General features: G+C 69.0%; 18 protein-coding genes and 2 pseudogenes. 10 read left to right on the top strand and 10 right to left on the bottom strand.

What is annotated here, in order from left to right; all coding sequences use genetic code 11:
• Window positions 1-3: 3 nt before the first annotated feature.
• The 9 genes and pseudogenes from ACFHWT_RS28470 (at window position 4) to add (ending at window position 10481) form a co-directional block, all read left to right on the top strand.
• On the top strand, window positions 4-747 hold the full coding sequence (locus tag ACFHWT_RS28470; protein WP_416597748.1) for an RloB family protein: 744 nt from the start codon (window positions 4-6) through the stop codon (window positions 745-747).
• Window positions 659-1816 carry a MalY/PatB family protein gene (locus tag ACFHWT_RS28465; RefSeq protein ID WP_416597747.1) on the top strand — a complete coding sequence of 386 codons (1158 nt, stop codon included), beginning with the start codon at window positions 659-661 and terminating at the stop codon, window positions 1814-1816. Before ACFHWT_RS28470 ends, ACFHWT_RS28465 begins: the two co-directional genes overlap by 89 nt.
• 87 nt (window positions 1817-1903) lie before the next feature.
• Window positions 1904-1981: pseudogene (locus tag ACFHWT_RS28460) on the top strand (MerR family DNA-binding transcriptional regulator); the annotation flags it as partial.
• Window positions 1982-2094: 113 nt separating this feature from the next.
• A complete protein-coding gene (locus ACFHWT_RS28455) occupies window positions 2095-2655 on the top strand; it encodes an LLM class flavin-dependent oxidoreductase (protein ID WP_416597746.1) in 561 nt (186 codons plus the stop codon).
• A 111-nt stretch (window positions 2656-2766) separates the two neighbouring features.
• Window positions 2767-3615 (top strand): SGNH/GDSL hydrolase family protein, encoded by an 849-nt coding sequence (locus tag ACFHWT_RS28450; protein WP_416597745.1) that lies wholly within the window; start codon window positions 2767-2769, stop codon window positions 3613-3615.
• Window positions 3616-3723: 108 nt separating this feature from the next.
• On the top strand, window positions 3724-6585 hold the full coding sequence (locus ACFHWT_RS28445) for a BTAD domain-containing putative transcriptional regulator (protein WP_416597758.1): 2862 nt from the start codon (window positions 3724-3726) through the stop codon (window positions 6583-6585).
• 130 nt (window positions 6586-6715) lie between these two features.
• Entirely contained in the window at window positions 6716-7489 is a 774-nt protein-coding gene (locus tag ACFHWT_RS28440; RefSeq protein ID WP_416597744.1) for a hypothetical protein, read from the top strand.
• Window positions 7490-7693: 204 nt separating this feature from the next.
• Complete coding sequence (locus ACFHWT_RS28435) at window positions 7694-8440, top strand: aspartate/glutamate racemase family protein (RefSeq protein ID WP_416597743.1); 747 nt, start codon at window positions 7694-7696, stop codon at window positions 8438-8440.
• Window positions 8441-9449: 1009 nt separating this feature from the next.
• Entirely contained in the window at window positions 9450-10481 is a 1032-nt protein-coding gene (gene add, locus ACFHWT_RS28430; protein WP_416597757.1) for an adenosine deaminase, read from the top strand.
• A gap of 56 nt (window positions 10482-10537) precedes the next feature.
• Here the strand turns inward: add and ACFHWT_RS28425 are convergent, their stop codons facing one another.
• From ACFHWT_RS28425 to ACFHWT_RS28410, 4 genes and pseudogenes are all read right to left on the bottom strand, one after another.
• A complete protein-coding gene (locus ACFHWT_RS28425; protein ID WP_416597742.1) occupies window positions 10538-11488 on the bottom strand; it encodes a homocysteine S-methyltransferase family protein in 951 nt (316 codons plus the stop codon).
• A gap of 263 nt (window positions 11489-11751) precedes the next feature.
• Window positions 11752-12627, bottom strand: a complete 876-nt coding sequence (locus ACFHWT_RS28420; RefSeq protein ID WP_416597741.1) for a transposase family protein — start codon at window positions 12625-12627, stop codon at window positions 11752-11754.
• A gap of 213 nt (window positions 12628-12840) precedes the next feature.
• Window positions 12841-13040, bottom strand: a pseudogene (locus ACFHWT_RS28415) (transposase); the annotation flags it as partial.
• 227 nt (window positions 13041-13267) lie between these two features.
• Window positions 13268-13432, bottom strand: a complete 165-nt coding sequence (locus ACFHWT_RS28410; RefSeq protein WP_416597756.1) for a helix-turn-helix domain-containing protein — start codon at window positions 13430-13432, stop codon at window positions 13268-13270.
• A gap of 228 nt (window positions 13433-13660) precedes the next feature.
• Here ACFHWT_RS28410 and ACFHWT_RS28405 point away from each other — a divergent pair, with 228 nt between their 5' ends.
• Window positions 13661-14389: a winged helix-turn-helix transcriptional regulator gene (locus ACFHWT_RS28405; RefSeq protein WP_416597740.1), complete on the top strand. Its 729-nt coding sequence runs from the start codon at window positions 13661-13663 to the stop codon at window positions 14387-14389.
• Between the two features lie 487 nt (window positions 14390-14876).
• Here the strand turns inward: ACFHWT_RS28405 and ACFHWT_RS28400 are convergent, their stop codons facing one another.
• The 6 genes from ACFHWT_RS28400 to ACFHWT_RS28375 all read right to left on the bottom strand — a co-directional run bounded on the left by ACFHWT_RS28400 (window position 14877) and on the right by ACFHWT_RS28375 (window position 21793).
• Entirely contained in the window at window positions 14877-16034 is a 1158-nt protein-coding gene (locus ACFHWT_RS28400) for an alpha-hydroxy acid oxidase (RefSeq protein WP_416597739.1), read from the bottom strand.
• A gap of 7 nt (window positions 16035-16041) precedes the next feature.
• Complete coding sequence (locus tag ACFHWT_RS28395; protein ID WP_416597738.1) at window positions 16042-17790, bottom strand: serine aminopeptidase domain-containing protein; 1749 nt, start codon at window positions 17788-17790, stop codon at window positions 16042-16044.
• A complete protein-coding gene (locus tag ACFHWT_RS28390) occupies window positions 17787-18155 on the bottom strand; it encodes a VOC family protein (RefSeq protein WP_416597737.1) in 369 nt (122 codons plus the stop codon). Before ACFHWT_RS28390 ends, ACFHWT_RS28395 begins: the two co-directional genes overlap by 4 nt.
• A gap of 35 nt (window positions 18156-18190) precedes the next feature.
• Window positions 18191-19654 carry an NAD(P)/FAD-dependent oxidoreductase gene (locus ACFHWT_RS28385; RefSeq protein ID WP_416597736.1) on the bottom strand — a complete coding sequence of 488 codons (1464 nt, stop codon included), beginning with the start codon at window positions 19652-19654 and terminating at the stop codon, window positions 18191-18193.
• Between the two features lie 113 nt (window positions 19655-19767).
• Window positions 19768-21135: a nitric oxide synthase oxygenase gene (locus ACFHWT_RS28380; RefSeq protein ID WP_416597755.1), complete on the bottom strand. Its 1368-nt coding sequence runs from the start codon at window positions 21133-21135 to the stop codon at window positions 19768-19770.
• Window positions 21089-21793, bottom strand: a complete 705-nt coding sequence (locus ACFHWT_RS28375) for a DUF899 family protein (protein ID WP_416597754.1) — start codon at window positions 21791-21793, stop codon at window positions 21089-21091. The genes ACFHWT_RS28380 and ACFHWT_RS28375 overlap by 47 nt, the downstream gene beginning before the upstream one ends.
• Window positions 21794-21973 lie beyond the last annotated feature (180 nt).

Raw genomic sequence — 21973 nt, 5'->3', positions numbered from 1 at the left:
CCGGTGACACCGAGACGGACGCGGGCCAAGGACCTGCGACGGCGGACCGCGACCCGCCCCGAACGCAGGACGATCGTCATCTTCTGCGAAGGCGAGGCGTCGGAGCCGGACTACCTGAACGCGCTCCGCCGGCTTCCACACATCAGGGACAGCACCTCGATCAACATCGAGATCGACCCGGAGCGAGGGGTCCCGCTGACCCTGGTCAACCGGGCGATAGAACGTAGCGGGGACGACGAGGTCGACGAATGCTGGTGTGTGTTCGACGTCGAATGGCCCCAGCACCATCCGCACCTCGACCGGGCCGTCCGGCTGGCGACCAGACACGGCATCCGACTGGCGGTCAGCAACCCGTGCTTCGAGCTGTGGCTCATCCTGCACTTTCAGGACCAGACGGCGTTCCTCACCACCGCGGAGGCCGAACGACGTAGCCGCAAGCTCGACGGACGCGCCGGTAAGCGTCTCGACCCGACGCCGTACCTTCAGCGGCGGCACGACGCGCCGCGCTGCTCACCCAGCGGCATCTGCCTGATCAGACCGCTTTCCCCAACGACAACCCTTCGTCGACCATGCACGAGTTGCTGGCCGCCGTCGAACCCGCCGTTGCACCCGGCGGCGACGGCCCGGCCCAGTGACGCCAGGAACATCGGAGGCGAACGTGACGACTTCACCGCCACAGGGGCCGTGGGTGCCGCTGGACCGGGCCCGGCAGCGGACCAGCATCAAGTGGCGGCTCTACCCGGCTGACGTGCTGCCGGTGTGGGTGGCGGAGATGGACGTCGACCCGGCCGGGCCGGTCGTCGAGGCGATCGACGCGGCGGTGCGTGCCGGCGATCTCGGGTACGCCACCGGCGCCGGTTACGCCGAGGCGGTCGCCGGGTTCGCGGCCGCACGGTGGGGCTGGGACGGTCTGGACCCGGCGCGGACGGCGATCGTGCCGGACGTGATGCTCGGCGCGGTCGAGATGCTGAAGCTGGTGACCGGCCCGGGCGACACGGTGGTGGTCAATCCGCCGGTGTACCCGCCGTTCTACGGGTTCCTGCGCAACCTGGACCGGCCGGTGCACGAGGCACCGCTGGACGACGCCGGCCGGCTGGACCTCGACGCGCTGGCCGAGGCGTTCATCGCCGCCCGGGCGGGTGGCCGCAGCGCGGCGTACCTGCTGTGCAGTCCGCACAACCCGACCGGGACGGTGCACACCGCCGACGAGCTGGCGGCCGTCGCGGAGCTGGCCGGCCGGCACGGCGTACGGGTGGTGGTCGACGAGATCCACGCCCCGATGACCGCGTCCGGAGTGACGTTCGTGCCGTACCTGTCGGTGCCCGGCACGGACGACGGCCTGACGCTGATCTCCGGCTCGAAGGGCTGGAACCTGGCCGGCTTGAAGGCCGCCCTCGCGGTCGCCGGGCCGGCCGCCGCTGCCGACCTGGCCCGGCTGCCGGAGGAGATCGGCCACGGGGTCAACCATCTCGGGGTGATCGCGCACACGGCGGCGTTCCGTGACGGCGGCGACTGGCTGGACACCGTACGGTCGGCGGTCGACGCGAACCGGCGGCTGCTGGCCGATCTGCTCGCGGACCGGTTGCCACAGATCGGGTACGCACCCGGAGAGGCGACCTTCCTGGCCTGGCTGGACTGCCGGGCGTTGGGGCTCGGCGACGACCCGGCGGCGGTGTTCCTCGACCGGGGGCGGGTGGCGCTGAGCGCCGGGCTGGACTTCGGCGCGGGCGGGGCCGGGCACGCCCGGTTCAACCTGGCCGCCGCGCCGGAGACGATCACCGAGGCGGTACGCCGGATGGCGGCCGCCCTCGGCTGACCGTCGCCAGGACCGCCGGCTCGTTGCCCTGACACCGACGTCAAGGTTTAGCGTCACGGTGGGTCCGAGGCTGGCCGGGGAGGTCACATGTTGATCGGTGAGCTGGCGCGGCAGGCCGGGACGAGCGCCCGGACGCTGCGCTACTACGAGGCGCAGGGGCTGGTCCGGCCCCGGCGATGCGCCAACGTCTGCCCCGACTCGATCTCGGTGCTGCGGCGCAAGCTGGCCGAGGTCGACGCCGGACTGGCGCAGTTGGCAGGTGTCCGGGAACAGCTGCGGTGCCAGCTCGACCGGGCGCGGGCGGATCGGCCGCGGCGACGGCGGTGGGGGTCGACTTCCGATCCCGTGGCCGACGTGCCGACGAGGCGATCGACGTGCTGCGGCTGCTGTGGGGCGGTGACGCCGACGGCGTGTCGTTCCACGGCGAGTTCTTCGACTTCGAGCGGGTGTGCAGCTTTCCGAAGCCGCACGGTGCCACCGCGTTACCGATCCATGTGGGTGGTTCGAGCCGAGCGGCGGCCCGTCGGGTCGGGCTACGTGGCGACGGCTACTTCCCCGGCGGCATGCTGACCCCGGACGAGCGGGCGGCGCAGTGGGAGCTGGCCCGGTCCGTCGCGGCGGAGGCCGGCCGTGACCCTGACGCGCTGGAGTACACCCGGTGGGGGTCGACTGAGCTTTCGGCGCAACGGGCGGCGGCGTACGCGGTGCAGGGGGTGACCCGCATCGTGGTCGGCAGCGGCGCCGACACCCTGGCGGAGCAGCGGGACGACCTGTCCGCTTTCGCCGACCGGTTCGGTCTACGACCGACGACAGGTGATCAGCGGCTCAGTCGACAGTAGGGTTTCCGACGCTTCGATTGATTACCGGCTATCGACGGCGCATGCTCACTTCCACTTTGGAGACGCCGGCCGCCCGGCCGGAGCGTCTTCACCATCGAAGGAGGCGCCACCATGCTGAGCCGTGCCCGAAGACTCCGTCCCGCCCTCGCGTTGCCCGTCGCGGCGACGCTGCTGATCACCATCGCCGCCGTGCCCGCCGCCGCCAACGCCGCCGGTACGACCGGCGACACATCCGCCGCCGACGACCGGCAGTACGTCGCGCTGGGCGACTCGTACTCGTCCGGGGTGGGCGCCCCGCCGTACACCGACGGCGACTGCGACCAGAGCGCCCACTCGTACGCCGCCCAGTACGCCCGGAACAACCCGCGCCTGTCGTTCGGCTTCTCGGCGTGCAGCGGCGCCACCACCGACGACGTGATCGCGCACCAGCTCGGCTTCCTCGGGCCGGACACGATGCTGGTGACCATCACCGTCGGCGGCGACAACCTCGGCTTCACGACGACATTGAGGAAATGCATCGAGGCGCTGCTCGACAGCACCTGCGAGGACGCTGTGAACAAGGCCCGCGAGTACATCAAGACGACGTTGCCGGGCAAGCTGAAGCAGGTGTACGGCGACATTCTCGCCGCCGCCCCGAACGCCAAGCTGGTGGTCCTCGGCTACCCGCAGTTGTTCGCCCCGTCGTTCTGCTTCGAAGCGCCGCTGGACGCTAACCGACGGGGGTGGATCAACCACGCGGCGGTGCAGCTCAACGAGGCCATCGGGAACACGGCGAAGACGTACGGGGTGTTCGTCCCGGTCGACGCCCTGTTCGACAGGCACCGGGTCTGCGACGACGACCCGTGGCTCAACGGCATCACCGCCATCGACGACGCGTTCCACCCGAACCTCGCCGGCTACACCGACGGCTACCTCAAGGCGCTCGACGCCGTCCTCCATCCGGTCACCGCAACCCACTGACGACGACTGACCAGCACCTATACTCCGCTCGGTCGATATGCGGGAACGTCGATCACCGTCCGGCACCGGGCGGTGGCACAGCGGTCACGAGGTGGAGTTCCGTTGCGGGTGCAGGTGCTGGGCCCGGTACGGGTATGGCGCGAGCAGCAGGCACTCGACCCCGGGCCGACCGCCCGCCGGGCGGTGCTCGGGCTGCTCGCGCTCGCCGGCGGGCAGCCGCTGCCCCGCTCGGAGCTGGTCAACGCGCTCTGGCCGGACCAACCGCCGCCGGCGACGTCGACCAACGTCATTCAGACCCACGTCAAACACCTGCGCCGACTGTTCGAACCGGACCGCCCGTCCCGGGCCCCGAGCCTGCTGCTGCCCCAGATCGGTGACGGATACCTGCTGCGGACCTCGGCCGTCACGGTCGACCTGCTGCGGTTCCGGCACCTGGTCGCCGCCGCGCGGCCCGGCACAGCCGCGCCGCAGCGCGACGCCGAACTGCTCGGCGAGGCGCTGCGGCTGTGGCAGGGGCCGCCGCTGGTGGACGTGCCCACGTTGGCCGGCCACCCGAAGGTAGTGGCCCTCGACGGTGAGCTGCAGGCCGCGCTGACCCGGTACGGCGACCTGATGATCGCCTGTGGCCGGGCGAGCACGGCACTGCCCCGGCTGGCGCAGGCCGCCGCCGCGAAGCCGCTCGACGAGGCCCGCCAGGCGCAGCTGATCCGCGCGTACCGGGCCAGCGGGCAGCGGGCCGAGGCGTTCACCGTCTTCCACGACACCCGGGACCGGCTCGCCGACGAACTCGGTGTCGATCCCGGCCCCGAGCTGGTCGCCGCGTACACCGATCTGCTGCGGGCCGGGGCGCGTACCGCCGGGGAGCCGGCCGGGCCGCGCCGGGCCCGGGGCCCGGACGCGACCGCACCGGTGCCGGCGCAGCTGCCGGCCGACGTCGCCGGGTTCACCGGCCGCGCCGCCGAGCTCGGCTGGTTCGACCGGACGATGGGGGCCGCCGGACGCGGCAACGCCGATCCGGGCGCGGTGATCTGCGTGCTGTCCGGCACCGCGGGGGTGGGCAAGACCGCGCTGGCGGTGTGGTGGGCGCATCGGGCCCGCGACCGGTTCCCGGACGGGCAGCTCTACATCGACCTGCGCGGATACGATCCGGAGCAGCCGGTCGAGCCCGGTGCGGCGCTGGCCCGGTTTCTGCGGGCGCTCGGCGTGGCGGACGCCGACATGGCGTTGGACGTCGACGAACGCGCCGCCCACTACCGCAGCCTGATGGACGGCCGCCGGATGCTGGTGGTGCTCGACAACGCGGCGTCGGTCGAGCAGGTACGGCCGCTGCTGCCCGGTGCCGCCTCCTGCCCGGTGCTGGTGACCAGCCGGGATTCGTTGGCCGGGCTGGTTGCCCGGGAGGGAGCCGGCCGGCGTGGGCTCGACCTCCTGCCGATTGACGACGCGGTGGCGTTGCTGCGGCGGCTGGTCGGCGACCGAGTCGACGCCGAGCCGCAGGCCGCGGTGACGCTGGCAACGCAGTGCGCCCAGCTGCCGTTGGCGTTGCGCGTCGCCGCCGAGTTGGCGACCGCCCGCGCCGAGCTCAGCCTGACCCGGCTGGTCGACGGGCTAACCGATCGACGGCGACGGCTGGACATGTTGGACGCCGGCGGCGACCGGCGCACCGGCGTACGGGCGATCCTGTCCTGGTCGTACCAGCATCTGCCGGCCGACGCGGCGCGCGCGTTCCGGCTGCTCGGTCTGCATCCCGGGGCGGACGTCGACGCTGCGGCGGTGGCCGCGCTGGCCGGGACGGATCCGGTGACTGCGGATCGGCTGGTCGACCGGCTGTGCCGGGCGCACCTGGTGGAGCCGGCCGGGCCGGACCGGTACGGCATGCACGACCTGCTCCGGGCGTACGCGGCGGAGCTGGCCGCCGACGTCGACCCGCCGGAGGTCCGCGACGCTGCCGTGACCCGGCTGTTCGACTACTACCTGCGTACCGCCGCCACGGCGATGAATGCGGTGCACCCGGCCGAGCGTCACCTGCGGCCGACGGTGCCGCCGACCGGGCCGGACGGTGATCTGACGGAGGTGCGAACCGCGCCGCCGACCACGCCGGACGGTGACCCGGGGGCCGCGCGGGTCTGGTTGGAGGTGGAGCGGGCCAACCTGATGGCGGTCACCGCGTACGGTGCGCGGCACGGCTGGGCCCGGCACGCCGTACGGTTGACCGCGCTGCTCTACCGGCATCTGGAATGCGGCGGCCACTATCCGGACGCGATCACCATGCAGGGTCACGGGATCGCCGCCGCCCGCGCGGCAGCCGACCTGGCCGGTGAGGCGAACCTGCTGACCAACCTGGCCGTCGTGCACGACCATCAGGGGCGCCGCCAGCAGGCGGTGGCGCACCTCCGGCAGGCGTTGACGCTCTACCGCGACGTCGACGAGCCGGCCGGTGAGGCGCGGACCCTGGGCAACCTCGGTGTGGTGCTGGGTGAGCTGGGCGACCGGCGTTCGGCGATCTGTTACATCGGCCGGGCGCTGGCGCTGCTGCGCACCCTCGGTGAGCATCACGGGATGATCCGGGCGCTCGGCAGCCTGGGTCAGCTGTTCACGGTCGAGGGCCGGCTCGGCGAAGCTGCCGGGAGGCTGCGTGAAGGGCTGGTGTTGTGCCGCCGCACCGGCGACCGGGTCGGCGAGGCGATGCTGCTGAACTACGCCGGTCAGTTGCACAACCGCCGTGGCGCCCACCGTGCCGCGGCCCGCTGCCATGCCCGGGCCCGGTCGATCGCCGCCGACACCGGGTCGCGTGGCGTCGAGGCGCTGGCGTTCGACGGGCTCGGCGCGGCGGCGCACGCGGCCGGGCAGCGGGCGCAGGCACACGGCTACTGGCGTCGCGCGCTGGCGATCTTCACCGAGCTGGGTGCGCCGGAGGCGGCGGCGATCAGTGCCCGGTTGTCGGCGGAGCCGCCACGACGCGCGCCGTGATCCGTGAGCGTGCGCCGTGGATCCAGTCGTGGTCCAACCGTGGTCCAGCCGATCTCGCCAGACTGGCCGCGCTCCGCTGACCTGCGGGGTCACCGCTGGCCACCCTGGCCGCCAGTTGAAGGAGATCCTGTTGAAACAGATGCGCTACCGCCGTTGGCTGGCCGCGGCCGCTGCGGTCGTGGTCACCGTGCCGCTGGGTGCCCGACCGGCACAGGCGTTCGACATCTCGTCGGTCATCGCCGCCGCCAAGAGCGCCTACGAGCTGTACAAGGAGTACAAGCAGGGGGCGTCGCTCGACCAGTCGACCACCAAGATCATTAACACCATCAACGGCGCCAAGGTGGAGATCCTCGCCCAGATCGACCGGATCGCCACCGCACAGGCCAAGGCCTGCGCGCGCAGCGCCATCATCGACTTCGACGACATCAAGACCTTCACCCGGGACAACCTTCAGGCGTACGCCCGGGACACCACCGCCTGCGTCACCCTGATCGACAGCCTGCTCGAAGTCGTCACCGACGAAGCGTCGGCCGATCAGCTCGGCTTCACCCTCAACACGGTTGGTCCGCTGGCCCTGACCGCCCGGGCGCACGCCGGGTTGAGCACCAGGGGCCTTCTCGAACTGACGATCGGCAGCAACAACACGGTGCTGTCCGCCCTCGCCCCGAACTGCACCACCAACCTGCTCGGGCTCACCGGCTTCCCCCAGGTCGGCAAGATCTACCGGTGGGAGACCCGGTGCGTGGCCTACAACAACGTCGTCGCGGTCACGACCAAGAAGATGTACTACCCGCCGACCAGCAACCCGTGGGACATCCCCGGCACCACCGCCACCGCGATGCGCAACACCAGTCACGCCGAGGCGCGGGCGGTGCTGCCGATCCTGATGTCGACGCCGAGCTGACCGGCTGAGCGTCGACCGCAGTCGATCACATCGATCCGGGCGTTCCGGGCCGGCGTCACCGCCGGTGTGGAACGCCCGACCACGCGCGCCGCGACCAGCGCTGTGTGACAGCCGTTGTCGCAGCTCAGCACGGGGGCGGACCTGGTGGCGACGCGGCCGGCGCTGGTAGCGTGGCGCGACCGTGACCGAAGGGGGAGTCGGGTCGTGCCACGCATCCTCGTGATCAACCCGCTCGGCATCGATGTGCACAACGAACACGACCGGCAGGCGGCACGGCAGGCGGTCGGCCCGGACACCGAGGTCGTGGTCCGCAACCTGCAGGGGGTGCCGCCGAGCGCGTACATCGCCGCCGACGACCTGCTGTTCAGCCCGCTGCTCGGCGCGGTGCGTGCCGGCGCCGACGACGGTTTCGACGCAATCGCCGTCGCCTGTGCCTCCGACCCGGCGGTACGCGAGGCTAAAGCGCTGGTCGACGTTCCGGTGACCGGGCCGTTCGAGGCGGCCACCCGGATCGCCGCCGCGTACGGTCGGTTCTCGGTTCTCTACCCCGGCGTCGCCTCCGGCCCCAACGAGCAACTGCCGCAGGACGCCAACTGGGTGCGCCGGCTTGCCCGCGAGTACGGCTGCCTGGATCTGCTCGCCGGCGCCGCACCGGTGCCGGTGCGACGCCCGCAGCGCGAGGTCACCCCGGGACTGACCGGCTCGGCCGCGCTCGTCGAAGCGACGGCGGTCGGCACCGAGGTACGGCAGCGGATGGCCGAGGCGATCGGCACGTACGGACCCGAGCTGGCCCGCCGCGCCTACGTCGATCAGGAGGCCCAGGCCGTCTTCGTGGCCTGCACCTTCTGGTCCGGGCAGCTCGACCCGCTGCGCGCCGCTGTACCGGTCCCGGTGATCGACCCGGTCCACGCCCTGGCCCGCTACGCCGACCTGCTCGCCCGCACCCGCTGACGTCCGCCCGCCTGCGAGCCGAGCAGGTGCCTACCCGGAACGGGAACAGCCCGGCCAGGAACCCGAGCACCATGGCGCTGGGCAACACGCAGATGTCCCATGATTACCTGCCCTACTCTCGCCTGCCCTCTCTCGTAGGGGTGCGGGGGGAGAGGTCGGACCGGTGGTCGCCGCCATCGGCCCGGCCCCAGCTCAACTGGGCATTGGCGCTCAGCCACGCAGCCACATCTCCGCACGCCGCCTCGCCCGCATGATCCTCACCCGACCCGAGAATCTCACACCGACGACCGCGACCGTGACGCTGTGAACGCCGCTCACGCTTCCCTACAGCAACGGCCCCACCGAAGGGGTCAACACCAGGACCAAAGTGACCGCACGCCAGATGCACGGACGTGCAGGCTTCACCCTGCTCCGCCCGCAAGGGCATCGAGTCCTCGAGACGGCTCGGCCGCCACCGCTACGCCATTGAACTCTGTCTGGAGTGGATCATCCGGTTCCGACGCCTGGCCCGCCGCAACGAACGCAAGGCTTCCCACTAAATCAGGGTCAATCTACAAATCGCTTCAACAAATGACGCCTGCCACCATCTTGACCAATCACTATCGCATACAATGCCGGGTAGATGACGGGAGTCTCACCCGCACAGATCCGGGCGTGAACCCCCCGACTCATCCGGCTCGTGCCGTTCGGTTGTCAGGGTCGCGTACCACAGCGTGAGTGCGCGAACAGGTCGGGCTTATCGATTTCAGACCTCTGGTAACCATGCCCGCGTACGGGCTTGGCTGGGCTTGTTTGGAAGGTCCCGGGTTCGGGAAGATTCACTCCGGGCGGACTGCCGTGATCACCTGCACCACGACATCATCCACCAGGGACGTACACCGAGTTTCGAGACGTCCCTTAGTCGGTATGTGGTTCGCCCGGCCTGTCGTACGATGGTGCGGTGACCGCACCAACGCCGACCGCTGGATCGCCGCTGCCCGATCCTGGTGTCCGGTCGTTCATCGCTGAGATGCCCAAGGTCGAGCTACATGTTCATCTGGAAGGCACGGTTGGCCCGTCGACCACCCGCCGACTCGGTCGCTACTACGGTCTACCGATCGGAGCGATGACCGAAAGTGATATCCAGGAAATGTTCCGCTTTCGGGACTTCGCGCACTTCACTGAGGTCTTCGAGTCCTGTGTCGACGTGCTGCGCCGCCCTGAGGATCTTGCTGTGATCACCACCGAGCTGGGGATCACCGCCCACCAGCAAGCCGTGCGCTACCTCGAAGTCACCTTTACCCCAGGGATGCACAAGCGTGCCCGCGGCCTGCCGATCGACGAGCAGCTCGACGCGGTCAACGCCGGAGCGGCCGACGCTCGCCGGCAGACCGGCATCGAGATGCGCTTCATCATCGACCATGTCCGCGGGGATGGCCCGGACGGCTGCCTGGAGACTGCCGAGTGGTGCGTCGCTGGTCGTGACTACGGCGTGGTCGGACTCGGCCTCGGTGGGTTCGAACCAGGTCGACCCGCATCACTTTTCGATGAGGCGATCCGATGGGCTGTCGACCGGGGCGTTCCGTTCGTGCCGCACGCCGGCGAGGCGGTCGGCCCCGAGTCGGTCTGGGACTGTCTGCGCTACGACCCGCCGCGAATCGGCCACGGCGTGCGGTCCGTAGCCGACCCCGTACTCCTCGACGAGCTGAGCCGCCGTGGCACGGTGCTTGAGCTCTGCCCGACCAGCAACCTGCGGACCGGGGTGGTTCGCGAACTGGCCGAGTACCCGCTGCAGATGATCCGTACGGCCGGGATCCGATTCACCCTCAACTCGGACGACCCTGCGTTGTTCCAGACCGACCTGACCACGGAGTACACCCTCGCCGCCACGCATCTCGGCCTCACCAGAAATGATCTGGCCGAGGTCACCCGGACCGGGCTCGACGCTGCGCTGCTGCCCGGGCCTGAGCGGAGGGCGCTGCGGGCCGCGGTTGACGCCGAGCTGGTCGCGCTCGGTCTGCCGGCGCCTGAAGTGTCGACCGCACCCGAGTCCCCAGCGTGAAGGCCCTGGCCGACCAGGTCACCTTGCCCGGTGTCTGGGATCGGCCCGATCCCGGATCAGGAGCTCGGCACACCTCGACCCAGTGCTCGGGCCAATGCGTCGATGTGTTCCGGCGTGCTTCCGCAACATCCCCCGACGACTGCGGGTCGTAGCTCAGCCATCCAACCGGCAACCAGGCTGACGTAGTCCGCCGGGGTGGTGCCGGTTGGCATGGGGTCCGGCGCCGCCGCGTACGCGGGGACGCTCGACCTGTCCTCCAGATTCGGGTAACCGCCGATGGCGGGCAGGCCCGCAGCGGACAACGCCCGCACCGCCCGGTTGGTGGCGACCGGCGTCGCGCAGTTCGCCAGTACCGTCGTCGCACCCGCGTGCCTGACGGCGGTGGCGGCGGCAACCAGTGACTCCCCGGACAGCAGGTTCGCCCAGTCGTCGCAGACGAAGCTGGCCCAGACCTCGACGCCGGCGTCGTACCCGGCTCGTACCGCCGTGACTGCTTCCCGCTGGGTGTTCATCGTCTCGATCAGCAGCAAATCGACCCCGGCGCTGCACAACTGGTCGACCAGCCAACGGTGCTCGCGTTCCAACGTGGCGTTGTCCGGCACGAGTCGCGGTCGGTAGCAGTCCTCGACCGGCGCGACCGAGCCCGCCAGCCGGATGCCGGACCGGTCCGCCGCGGCGCGGGCCGAGTCGGCGAGCGCCACCGCGCCGCGAACGGTACGGGCCGCCCGGCGGTCGTCCATCCCGAGGCGGCGCAGGCAGCGCAGGTTGCACCGGAACGAATTCACCGTGAGGACGTCCGCGCCGGCACGCGCGTACCGAAGGTGGATGTCATGCAGCAGATTGCGTCCGTCGCTGCGGAGCAGCGCGGCAGTGGTCCAGGCGGGAGCCGCGATGTCGACACCACGGCGATGCAACTCGGTGGCGAGCCCGCCGTCGAGCAGCGTCGGGCTGGATTCCGGCCAGATTCTGGCTCCGCCTGGCCGGCCCGTTGTCCGGTGCGTCGGCACGTTTCTCCCTTCTGGCTCAGTTACGACATACCTCAATGCGGCTTGGTGTCCGATGTGCTCCTGGACGTAGATGGTGTCACCGGCGCAGGCGAGCATATCGGCTCGACGGCGACCGAACTTCGAGCGGTTGCGTAATGCGCCGAGGCGGACGAATCAGTCATCAAGGACATTACCGGGTAGACGGCGGAATCTCACCCGCCGCCCCCCACAGATCCGGACGTAAACCTCTCGACGGCGAATCAAGTCGGTTGAAGCATTTGATTCTACGAGTCCCGCGAATATTTCGGAGGGCTTCTTCCAGTCATGGATCTTACGGGGTCGGTCGTTGACCCCGGAGGACTTTTTAAAACTATTTCCAGGTCGGTTTGACGTAATCCGTAAACGCGAAAGATCTCCAACTTGGTCACCGTAAGTAATGTGACGGGAAACTGTTCCAGCGATCTGCGGAATCCGGTCCTGAGAACCTTCCAACACTTCAGGTGGGCGATCGCGCGTTCAGCGGCGGCGCGGATCCGGTTGAGCACGGTGTTGCACGCACGTCGGACCTCGGTCAACTCCCGAGCCCGGGGCTTCTTGTACGGACTCGCGATGCCGGCACCCCGGTAGCCCTTGTCACCGATCATCCCGGGCCCGCCCGGGGCGTGGTGACCGGCCCACCGGGCGGCGATCCCGGAGACGTCGAAGGCCTTCCGGTCGTGCATGCCCCCCGGACCCGGATCACCCACGTCGACCACCCGTCCGGCGAGGTTGGCGACCACCTGCACGTTCTGCCCGCAGAAGCCCTTCTTCTCGGAGAACAACCCCTCGACGTCGTCGCGTTCCCCGACCGACACGACCAGACCATCGACCAGGACCGCGTCCCGACGGGCCTGGTCACGGACCTGCGCGTACAGCGGGGTCGACACGTCGTCCACCAACGGTTCCAACTCGTCCTGGTGGCGCTCCACGGTCGTCGAGCCGCAGCCGAACACCTCACCGAGCACGTCCGGCGCGAGGTTGTGCCGCAGCCCGAACAGCGCCATCACCAGCGCCGTGTCCAGCGACAACGCCCGCGGCCGCCCCACCGGCAGGCCCCAGTCCAGCAACGCGTCCACCTGCTCGACCAACCAGTCGACGCGATCGGAGTCCAACCCGGCCATACGCGTACAACGCGACGGCCGGCCGTTGATCGTTTGAGTCCACACAACCCGAATGGTCGAGACGACGCCGGCCGCAGTCTCCACAAGCGACACGCCCGAGTTGCTCACTCCCCGGCCGTCACCTCACGTTACATGGACAAAGCTCGGTACCGAATCGGCGGACCCCTTTCGGGAAGTCACCCCGGAAGCCCCCATCGCGAGATACTTCAAGTCGGACGTGATCGGGACGCCCTTCGGGAAGTACTCACGCAGGATGCGGTTTAAATTTTCGTTGCTGCCGCGCGGCCAGGGCGAGTACGGACGGGCGAAGTAGACCGGCAGCCCCGCCGCGGTGATCCGGGCATGGCCGGCCGGACGAGGTCGCCCTCCCAGTGCCCCGGAACCCGCCGGTCCTCGACCTCGGCGGGACGTTCGTAGAGGTAGCGGGGGCTCGCGGAATCGAGGCGCCGGGACCGGATGAGGCCTCGATCGGCAGGCGGTACGACCGGTTCGCAGCCGGAGCAGCACCCGATCCGGAGTGGACACGAACCGGGCGTAGAACCACTGGTGTATCGCTTCGCGAGACACCCGCACAGCCTGATCGTCTGGCGTAGTCACGCGGCAACCGACCCGCGATCGACGCTGGCGACCAGCCACCTCCTCAACAACTGACGACCACCTCCCGGTACCCGGTCCGGCCGTCGTGCCGGGTGACGTCACGAGAGACCACCGAGGGATTCCGGCTGATCAACCGGCCGATGTCCTGGTACCCCAGACCTTCGGCCAGTCCTCGGGAGATCTCCTCCCGATCGACCAAAGTCAACATTTTCCGCACGGCGGGCGTCCTGCCCCACCGACCACCTCAAGACCAAATACCACGACTGCCCGAACTCGCCGCAGCCTGAGATGCTACGGCGATCGGCCTTCGTAGGTATTGACCAGGTCGGCTGCGAGGATCCAGTCGTACGGAAATCCCGCTACACTACTTCGTAGCAAATGCCGGTCCGGCAGCTAGCGGAGACGGTTGCCACCAGACGTGACGAGACGAGGCTTCGTGACCGAGCAGCGGGAGCGACGCAGCTACGACCAGCAGTGTGGTCTGGCGTTCGCACTCGACGTCATCGGTGAGCGCTGGACCCTGTTGATCGTGCGGGAGCTGCTGCTGCGGCCCCGACGCTACCGCGAGCTACGCGACGTCTTGCCGGGGATCGGCACCAACCTGCTTGCCGAACGGCTCAACTACCTCATCGAGGTCGGCATAATCGAGCCGGTTGACGCCAACCGGCGGACGGCCGGGTACGCGCTGACCAAGTTCGGCGAGCAACTGCGTGAGCCTGTGCTGGCGATGGCTCGTTTCGGGCTCGCGTTGCTCGCCGAGCGCCGGGTCGACCCACGCGCCGGGGTGCGGCGGGCGAGTTGGGCGGTCCTGGCGGCGGAGGCCATGGTGCACCCGGACCGCGTCCGCGCCGACGAGACATACCAGTTCAAGGTCGATGACGAGCAGTTCCACGTGACCGTCGACACGGGCAAGGTACGGACCAGGAGCGGCCCCGGCATTCAACCGATCCTGACCATCGAAACCGACACACAGACCTTCTTCGACCTGGGTAGCGGGACGACAGACCCGGTCGAGGCGCTGCTGAGCGGTTCGGTCACGGTGATCGGTCCACCGGCTGCGGTGCCGCGATGCCTGTTCCTACTAGGGCTGGGCGCCGATCCAGGGCTACGCGCCAAGCCGCTAGTGTCCTGCGCCGGAAAGTCGCCTACGAAATCAGGCGAGTGACTCGAGGATCTCTTCGGCGGTCTTGGTCCAGGTGAACGGTCTCGGGTTGGTGTCCCAGTCGGCGATCCAGGAACGGATGTCGGCTTCCAGGGCTTGGACGCTCTTGTGGACGCCGCGCCGGATCTTTCTTTCCCGATGAACAGCGGGTCGGTGTCGACAACCCGGACCTGTCCGCCATCGACGTGCGGGACCAGCGGGTGGCGTTACGTGGCGTCTGTTCCAGGGTCGCGACCACCACATCCTCGACCTGGTCAAGGCTGATCGATCCGTGAGCGCGTCGCCAGAACCTGTGACGACTTCGCCCGTCGTGACCAGCGGGTCATCGTCGCCCGCTCCTCGTCGCCCGCTCCTCGTCGGTCAGCGTCAGCGACGGGGTGAGACGACCAGTTCTCGGCACCCCCCACCTTTCCGACTTATCAGGCGAATTTCCGGCGCAGGACACTAGCTGCGGTGAAGGCCGCTGCCGGCTGATCGGCCCACCGGCTGCTCAACCGCCCGCCGTGCCGTTTCGACAACAGCCGGTCGGCATCGTCGTCAGGTTGCCGGCTGCTGTGCGGTCCGAGCAACCGGCCAGCGCCATCGCCTCATCGAGTTCGGTGCCGAGCAGCTCGAGCACCCGCGCGACGCCGTCCTCACCGCCGAGCCCCAGACCCCACAGGATCGGCCGCCCGATCAGCACCCCCGATGCGCCCATCGCGAGCGCCTTGAGCACGTGCACGCCGCTACGTACTCCGCTGTCGAGCAGCACCTGCCCCTGGCCGGCCACCGCCTCGACCACGGCGGGCAGCGCCGCGACGCTGGTGACCGTGCCGTCCAGCTGGCGTCCACCGTGGTTCGACACCACCACAGCGTCCGCGCCGGCTGCGATTGCCCGGCTGGCGTCCACCGGCGCCAACACGCCTTTGACAGCCAACGGCAACCGAGTCCGGGCCCGCAACCAGTCGAGATCCGCCCAGCTCAATCCCGGATCGAAGTGGATGCTCGGGTGGTGGAACAGCTCCATCCCGTCCTGCTCCGTCCCGTGGCTGTCGCCGTCAGCTCCCAGGTGCACCGGCCGTACCCGGTCCGGCAGCCGCAACCCATGACGGACGTCCCGCAGCCGACGGGCCATCACTGGCATGTCGACGGTGAGCATCAGGCCGTCGCAGCCGGCGTCCTCGGCCCGGCCGACCACCCGGTCGAGCAGCCTGCGGTCACGCAACCCGTACAGCTGCATCCAGACAGCCGCTCCGGTCGCCACCACCTGTTCCACGGCCGTGCTGGACATCAGGCTGACCGCGAAGGGGATCCCGGCTGCCGCAGCCGCACGGGCCGAGGCGATCTCGCCACCGGGGTGCACCCAGCGTTGGAACGCCATCGGCGCGACGGCGAGCGGCAGCCGGGCGGACGAGGCGAAAATCCGCCCCTCGGTCGTCCGGTGTTGCACCCCGCTCAGCACCCGAGGCACCAGCGCCACCGTGTCGAACGCGCAACGGTTCGCGCGCAGGGTCACCTCGTCGCCGCTGCCGCCGTCAATGAAGTCACGGATCTCTGGCGGTAGCGTCCGGGCGGCGAGGGAACCGATGTCGGCCAGTCGGTGACAACCGTCGAGCACCGGGCCGCTGCCGCTGCGAACGGCGGTCACTGCGGCCTTTGCCCGAGCCATCGACACCTCACCACAGCACCGGTGAGAGCTTGCCGAGCAACCAACCCACCGCGGCGGCCTGGAACACCGCCGTCGCCCGGGGGTCCCCGGTCATCCGGTACAGCGCCACCGCGCAGATCTCCATCAGCAGCGCGAACGGCGCGAGCACCATCAAGTACAGCCCGATCATTCCGGGCAGCAGTCCCGCCACGACTGCGGCAAAGGCGACAACGAGCAGGGTCAGTCTGGCCGCCAGCGGAAACCCGATCGCCCGGCCGGGCGACCCCCGCCGAAGTAGTAGTTCGACGGCGGCGAAGTACGGCAGCAACAACAGCATCGCAAGCAGACTGAGCAGCAGCCGGGTCGGGGTGGTGTCGAATCCATGGCCGACCGGACCGAGCGGTGCGAGGAGCACGACCAGGCCTGCGGCGGCGAGGAGCCCGGCGACCAACGCCCGACTGTCGCCTGACGAGCCGGGTAGCGACGGCACCGCTGACCATCCGTCAAGGCCTGCCCACCGGCGTACCGGCGAGAGTGACATCAGCACCCACGACACCGCCCCCGCTGCGGCGAGCAGCACCACCAGCGCGCCCCCCGCCTCCAGCCCGACCAGTACGCCCGCATCACCCCAGGTAAGCCACGGTATCGGGACGAGCAACGCAGCGGTCAGCAGCAGCAGCCGCCGCCAGCCGGCCGATCTCGGACCCGACGTGATCGCCGCCGGAACCTCGCTGGCCGACCCGGAGGCCGACCGACGGGCCGGCTCAGGAGCGGCGAACACCGCGCCGCGAACCGGTACTCCTGCGGCCAGCCCGAGCAGTGCCACCCCGAAGACCAGGAAGACCAGGTACGCCAGTGCCCAGCCGATCCGCCGGTCGGTGGCGGTGACGGCGTCGGTGCCCGGGCCCACCGCCTGGCTCATCCAGTCCGTCATCAGCTTCGCTGTCTCGGCGGCGTACAGCATGCTCATGTGGTTGGCCCCAGCCACCTCGCGCAGGCCCACCGCCGAGCCGTCCCAGTAGGTGCCGTACTGCTCACCGAAGTGGATCTCGCCGCCGTACATGGTCCGAGCGGTGGCCACCGCCTCGTCGCGTACGGCGTCAGGATCGCCATCGGCTACGAGAAACAGCAGGTTGCGGGGGGCAACATCACCTTCGACGATGGCGACCGACCCACCGAGCGCGACGGTCGCGGCCGGGCGGGAATCGTGGGTGGCGAAATCCACCACCGCGGCGGCGCCCATCGAGTGGCCGGCTATCGCCACCCGGTCCCCATCCACGTACGGCTGCCGGCTCAGCCACTCGAACACGGTACGCAGGTCTGCTCGCCGGCCCTCGAAGCCATGGGTTTCCTGCGGAGATCGGTGCCCGCCGTGCCCACGGAAGTCAAAGGTGGCCACAACGAAACCAGCGGCCGCGAGCTGACCGGCCAGCCAGCTCATCGTCGCCCGGTTGGCCGAGTGCCCGTGCGCCAGTACCAGACCGGGCGGCCGCTGCCCGAGCGGCGCCGGCGGAGTCAGGTCCACCGTGCCGCCAGCGGCCACCGTGCCGGGGACATACATGGTGATCGGTACCCCATCGACAACGACATTGCGCTGCGGCACACCGTCTCGTTGCGCCAGCCCGAGGGCGGCCGCGACCACCGCGCCACTAAGCAGGACCACGACAGCCAACACAGCCGCGACCCAACGTGCCGAACGGCCGGGCCGGCTGGAACTGGCGGGCACGACGCCCACGCGGTCGGTCACCGCGTCGCGCTCCACACTCAGATCGGTCACAGCGTCGTGCTCCACACTCCGATCGGTACGCCCGTCGGGTCGACCAGCTCAGCGAACGCTCCCGACTCCTCATCCATCATGGATGGGGCTTGCCGGACGACGGCACCCAACTCGGCGGCTTTGTGCACGGCGGCCGCAAGGTCCTCGACGAAGACATAGAGCAGGGTGCCGACCCCGCCGGCGGTCCCGGCAGACTCGCTCAGCAGCCCGATCTCACGATCGTCGTGCCAGATCGTCACGCCGAGAACGTCGCCGAGCGGAGCGAAGTCTCGGTACGTCCAGCCGAAGAGTTCAGCGTAGAAGTGCTTGGCGGTCGCCGGATCCGGCGTACGGATGTCGAACCACTCGACGGCACCGGTCTTCACAGTACGTACCTCCTGCCTTCGTCGTTGTCCGCCGATCAGCCGATGTGCCCGTAGCGCTCGTGCGCCGCCGTCAGATAGCGGGTGATCCGGTGGCCCTCCAGATCCTGGCTGAACACGGTGCCGAGCAGCACCTCCGGGGAGAGTCCCACCGGGTGTTTGACAATGTCGTAGAAGCGCTGCGCTGCCTGCTGGTAGAACAGGTTCAGCACCGAGGTGTCGGTGTGCGACGGCAGCCGCAGGCCGGCCTCGATAGAGGCGGACACGCCGTGAAAGGCGAACTCCTCGACCGCCTGCTGCGGGGTCAGCGTCTGGATCGGTGCTCGTTCCGGGACGAAGTGCGGCAGCGTCTGGGCGAGCGGCCGGACGTCGAGCAGATCGTCGGCCACCAGCCCGGCCAGAACCGGCGAGCAGTGGAATCCGTCCCGGTACGTCCCGGTGACGAGCAGCAGTCCGTCGACGGAGGTACGCCCGATCATCGGGAAACCGTCGATGGCCACCGGCCGGTTCCCGACCAGCCAGCCCTTGACGTCGGAGAAGAACAACTTGTGGTCAAGTTGTTCGCGCGCCACTTGGACGAGGAATTCGCTCATACCGACATCGGCGGTGTGTGCCGGGTCGTCGAAGAGCAGGTTGGTCGCACCGAGGTACTCCACACCCTCGCCGAGCGGGATGAGGTGCAGACCGCAGGACCCGGACCGGTTGGGAGTGCGTACCACGTGTTCGAAGCCGGGCCCGCCGAGTCGCTGAGTCTGTACCGCGATTCCCTTACCGGCGAACATCGCCGGCACCGCGCCGGGAGGCAGCACCCCGGTCAGCGGACCGCTGAACGCCCCGGCCGCCAGGATCACGGTGTTCGCGGAGAGCAACTGACCGTCGGTGAGCCGTACGCCGCTAACCGCCCCGCCGCTGACCTCGAAGCCGGTGATCTGATCGTCGACGACGGTCACACCGTGTCGGGTGGCCGCGGTCTGCATCGCGGCTAGCACCGCACGCGCGTCGATTGCACCTTCTCGGGGTAGGTGCACGGCGCGCAGCGGACGGGCCTCGGCGAGCGGGTCAAGACCGGGCACGTCGCCCGGCGTGATCTCCTCGTACGGCTCGTCGAACTTGCCCAGCGCGGCAATCAATGCGGCGAAGTTCTCGTCGTCCAGGTGCCCGGACTTGGCATTGAGCAAAACCGTCGTGCCGTGGCTGAGCGAGCGGTCCAAGTCTGCCTCGCCAGAGGCCTGCTTCACCTCGTCCAGCCAGGCCGGCCACCGGTCGAGCGCATCCCGGCAAAGCTGGAACTTCGCCTGCCCTGCCGGTGACGTCAACGTGTACTTGGTGATTTCGCCGAAAGTGTTCAGCATCGCGCCGGCTGCCATCGAGGCCGCGCCGGAGCGCCGCGCCGGCCCAATGACGCAGATCTTCAGATCAGGCTCACGTTTCGCCAGTTCATACGCGACAGAGAGACCGATGATTCCATTTCCAACAATAGCGATGTCTACTGGATTGTCCACAGGTCGCTCCCCGGTTGGATTTCCTGCACGAGGATCCGAACTGTTGTCCGACTAAATCCGGATCCGAATGACAATCAAGTTACGCGGCGACCGTGGCCCCGAGCCCATTTCTGTCATACATCTGTTGCGGCAACTTCAAAGAGGTTGCTCCTCCGTTCGCCCGACCCATCGGAAACGGACGAATCGAACCGCCTGGACGAATCGGCATGACCGGGGTTGACCGGGCACCCCATGGCTGGAATATCCTCACCGAGGCTTTCCTCCGGCGGCAAGAAATTTGGCAGTAGCTGATCGTTATCGTAGTAGCGATGGAAGACCGGGGTCTGCGATGCCGACATCGGCGGCACGATCCAGCTCCAGTCCGCCGGGCAGCGCCGACCAGCCCGCTCCTCGTTACGGAGGTGTGTGATGAACCGGGCGGATTCGGTGTGGTGATCCGTGATCGCAACCCCAGCCGCCCGAAACGAGTACAGCACCGCCCGGTTCAGCTCGACTAGGGCGCGGTCGCGCCACAAGGTGAACTCCCCGGACGTGTCCAGATCGAGCATCCGGGCCACCTCGGGTAGCAGGTCGTACCGGCTCGTGTCGGCGAGATTACGGGCGCCGATCTCGGTGCCCATGTACCAGCCGTTGAATGGCGCGGCGGGATAGGTGACGCCGCCGATCCGTAGCCGCATGTTGCTGATCGCGGGTACGGCGTGCCAACGCAGGTCAAGCTCGGCCAACGCCGGGATGTCCGGGTGGCGCAGCAGAACCTCCAAGACTACGCCACGCGGCAGTTCCACGGCGATCGGCGGTTGGCGGTCGGTCCGGACGACCAGTGGTAGCAGGTCGAAGGCCCCAGGCTGATCGGGTGGCCGCCAGCCGAGCGCCCGCGCGATCCTGGTCAGCGCCAGGTTCGCCGGATCGCCGAGGGTAGACCCGTTGTCGTTGCGGTATCCGGCGTACCGCGACAACTGGCCGTTGATGATCCGCGGTCCGGCGCGCTCCGGCGTGTCTGGGGCGAAGATCGTTATTGTCGGGCGAATTCGACCACCGTTGGTAGCCAGTTGCAGATGTCGAACACTGTTGATGACGACGCCAGCGACGTCGTTCACCGTACGCAGGTCGCGCACTACCAGGCTGCGCCAGTAGAGCCGGCCGATGCAGGCTGCGCTGTTCCGCCAGGCCAGGCGGGCGCCGTAGCGCAACTCATCGGGGGTGTGCCGGTAGGTGCCGGACTCGGCGATCTGCGCACGGACCTGGGCCAGCCGCGGCCCGGCGTCGCCGAGTCCGTTTTCGGCGTGATGTTGGCGGACGAACTCCTCGGCCTCGGCCAGGTCGGCTGCCCGCGGCTCGTCGGGTACCGCTAGGCGGGGCGGCGGTACCCGGATCTGACGTGGCGATCTTGGATTCGGATGAGCGACCGGCCGGCCCGCCGAGCTGCTCTGTAGGTCAACAACAGGCACCGAGGCCGCCGTCGTCGTAGTTGTTACTGGCATACCAGTCTCCGCGTCCGCCGGGTAGGAGGTCCAGGATCTGCCAGACAGAAGAGTAGAGATCCAGACCCCGCCCAGACTCGTCCGTTGGAAAGATCGCCTGTATCGTGTAAAAGTGACGTACAGTCTCACCGTCACGGGACAGCACACTGATTGCCGGAAACTGCATCTCACTTCCAGGATCTTCGACTTTGAGGTCCGCGTTGAACGTGCTGCCGAAGCTGGACACGATCCGCAGCCGCGACCAGCCACGTTTCCGCGCCCAGCCACGCACCTTCTCGACGGGCGCCTTGGCGACAGTTACGAAAGCAGCGTTCTGCCGGATGTGCGGACTGACCCCGTTAAGGCCGTCCAGCCACATCGAGCACATCTCACAGGCCTCGTCGTCCTTCGGGCCGAACATCATGTGATAGATCACCAGGACCTGCTGGTCCCCAAAGAGCTGCCCCAACGAGGACTGGGTGATCGGGCCATCCGAGTTGAGGTCCGCCGGGCCCTCCGTGAACAAATACTCACCCAGCACGGGGCCGGGAGGCAGAGCCCGTCGTTGCGCCGCCACCCGTTCGATCTGATCGCGCAACTGCTGCTCGGCGACGAGCAGGTCGCGCCGGGCCCGCTGGTATTCGCTGCTCGCGCTGTCTGGCCACAACTGCCCGTGCATCTCCACCGCGCTACCCCTCCGGTGTCTCTGAATCTCCACTAACTCTTGTGGATGATTCCACACCGACTGCCACCGGATGCGGCACTGTCAGTTCCGACGGCGAGTCGGCACTCCGGAGTACGAGCTTGGACTTGTCGATGTCGTCCGGGTCGCCCTCGCAGTCGATGACCACGATCTGAC

Origin of the sequence: Micromonospora sp. LOL_021 (assembly GCF_048060215.1) — a bacterium.
Classification (GTDB): Bacteria; Actinomycetota; Actinomycetes; order Mycobacteriales; family Micromonosporaceae; genus Micromonospora_E.
The sequence above is the reverse complement of the archived record's forward strand: the minus strand, read 5'-3'. Positions and strand labels throughout refer to the sequence as shown.

What these genes read in the sequence shown, in the direction of transcription:
- ACFHWT_RS28450 (WP_416597745.1), top strand. Translation starts at nt 2,767, where the DNA reads ATGCTGAGCCGTGCCCGAAGACTCCGTCCCGCCCTCGCGTTGCCCGTC.
- add (WP_416597757.1), top strand. Translation starts at nt 9,450, where the DNA reads ATGCCCAAGGTCGAGCTACATGTTCATCTGGAAGGCACGGTTGGCCCG.
- ACFHWT_RS28420 (WP_416597741.1), bottom strand. Translation starts at nt 12,627, where the DNA reads ATGGCCGGGTTGGACTCCGATCGCGTCGACTGGTTGGTCGAGCAGGTG.
- ACFHWT_RS28410 (WP_416597756.1), bottom strand. Translation starts at nt 13,432, where the DNA reads ATGTTGACTTTGGTCGATCGGGAGGAGATCTCCCGAGGACTGGCCGAA.
- ACFHWT_RS28400 (WP_416597739.1), bottom strand. Translation starts at nt 16,034, where the DNA reads ATGGCTCGGGCAAAGGCCGCAGTGACCGCCGTTCGCAGCGGCAGCGGC.
- ACFHWT_RS28380 (WP_416597755.1), bottom strand. Translation starts at nt 21,135, where the DNA reads ATGCCAGTAACAACTACGACGACGGCGGCCTCGGTGCCTGTTGTTGAC.
- ACFHWT_RS28375 (WP_416597754.1), bottom strand. Translation starts at nt 21,793, where the DNA reads ATGCACGGGCAGTTGTGGCCAGACAGCGCGAGCAGCGAATACCAGCGG.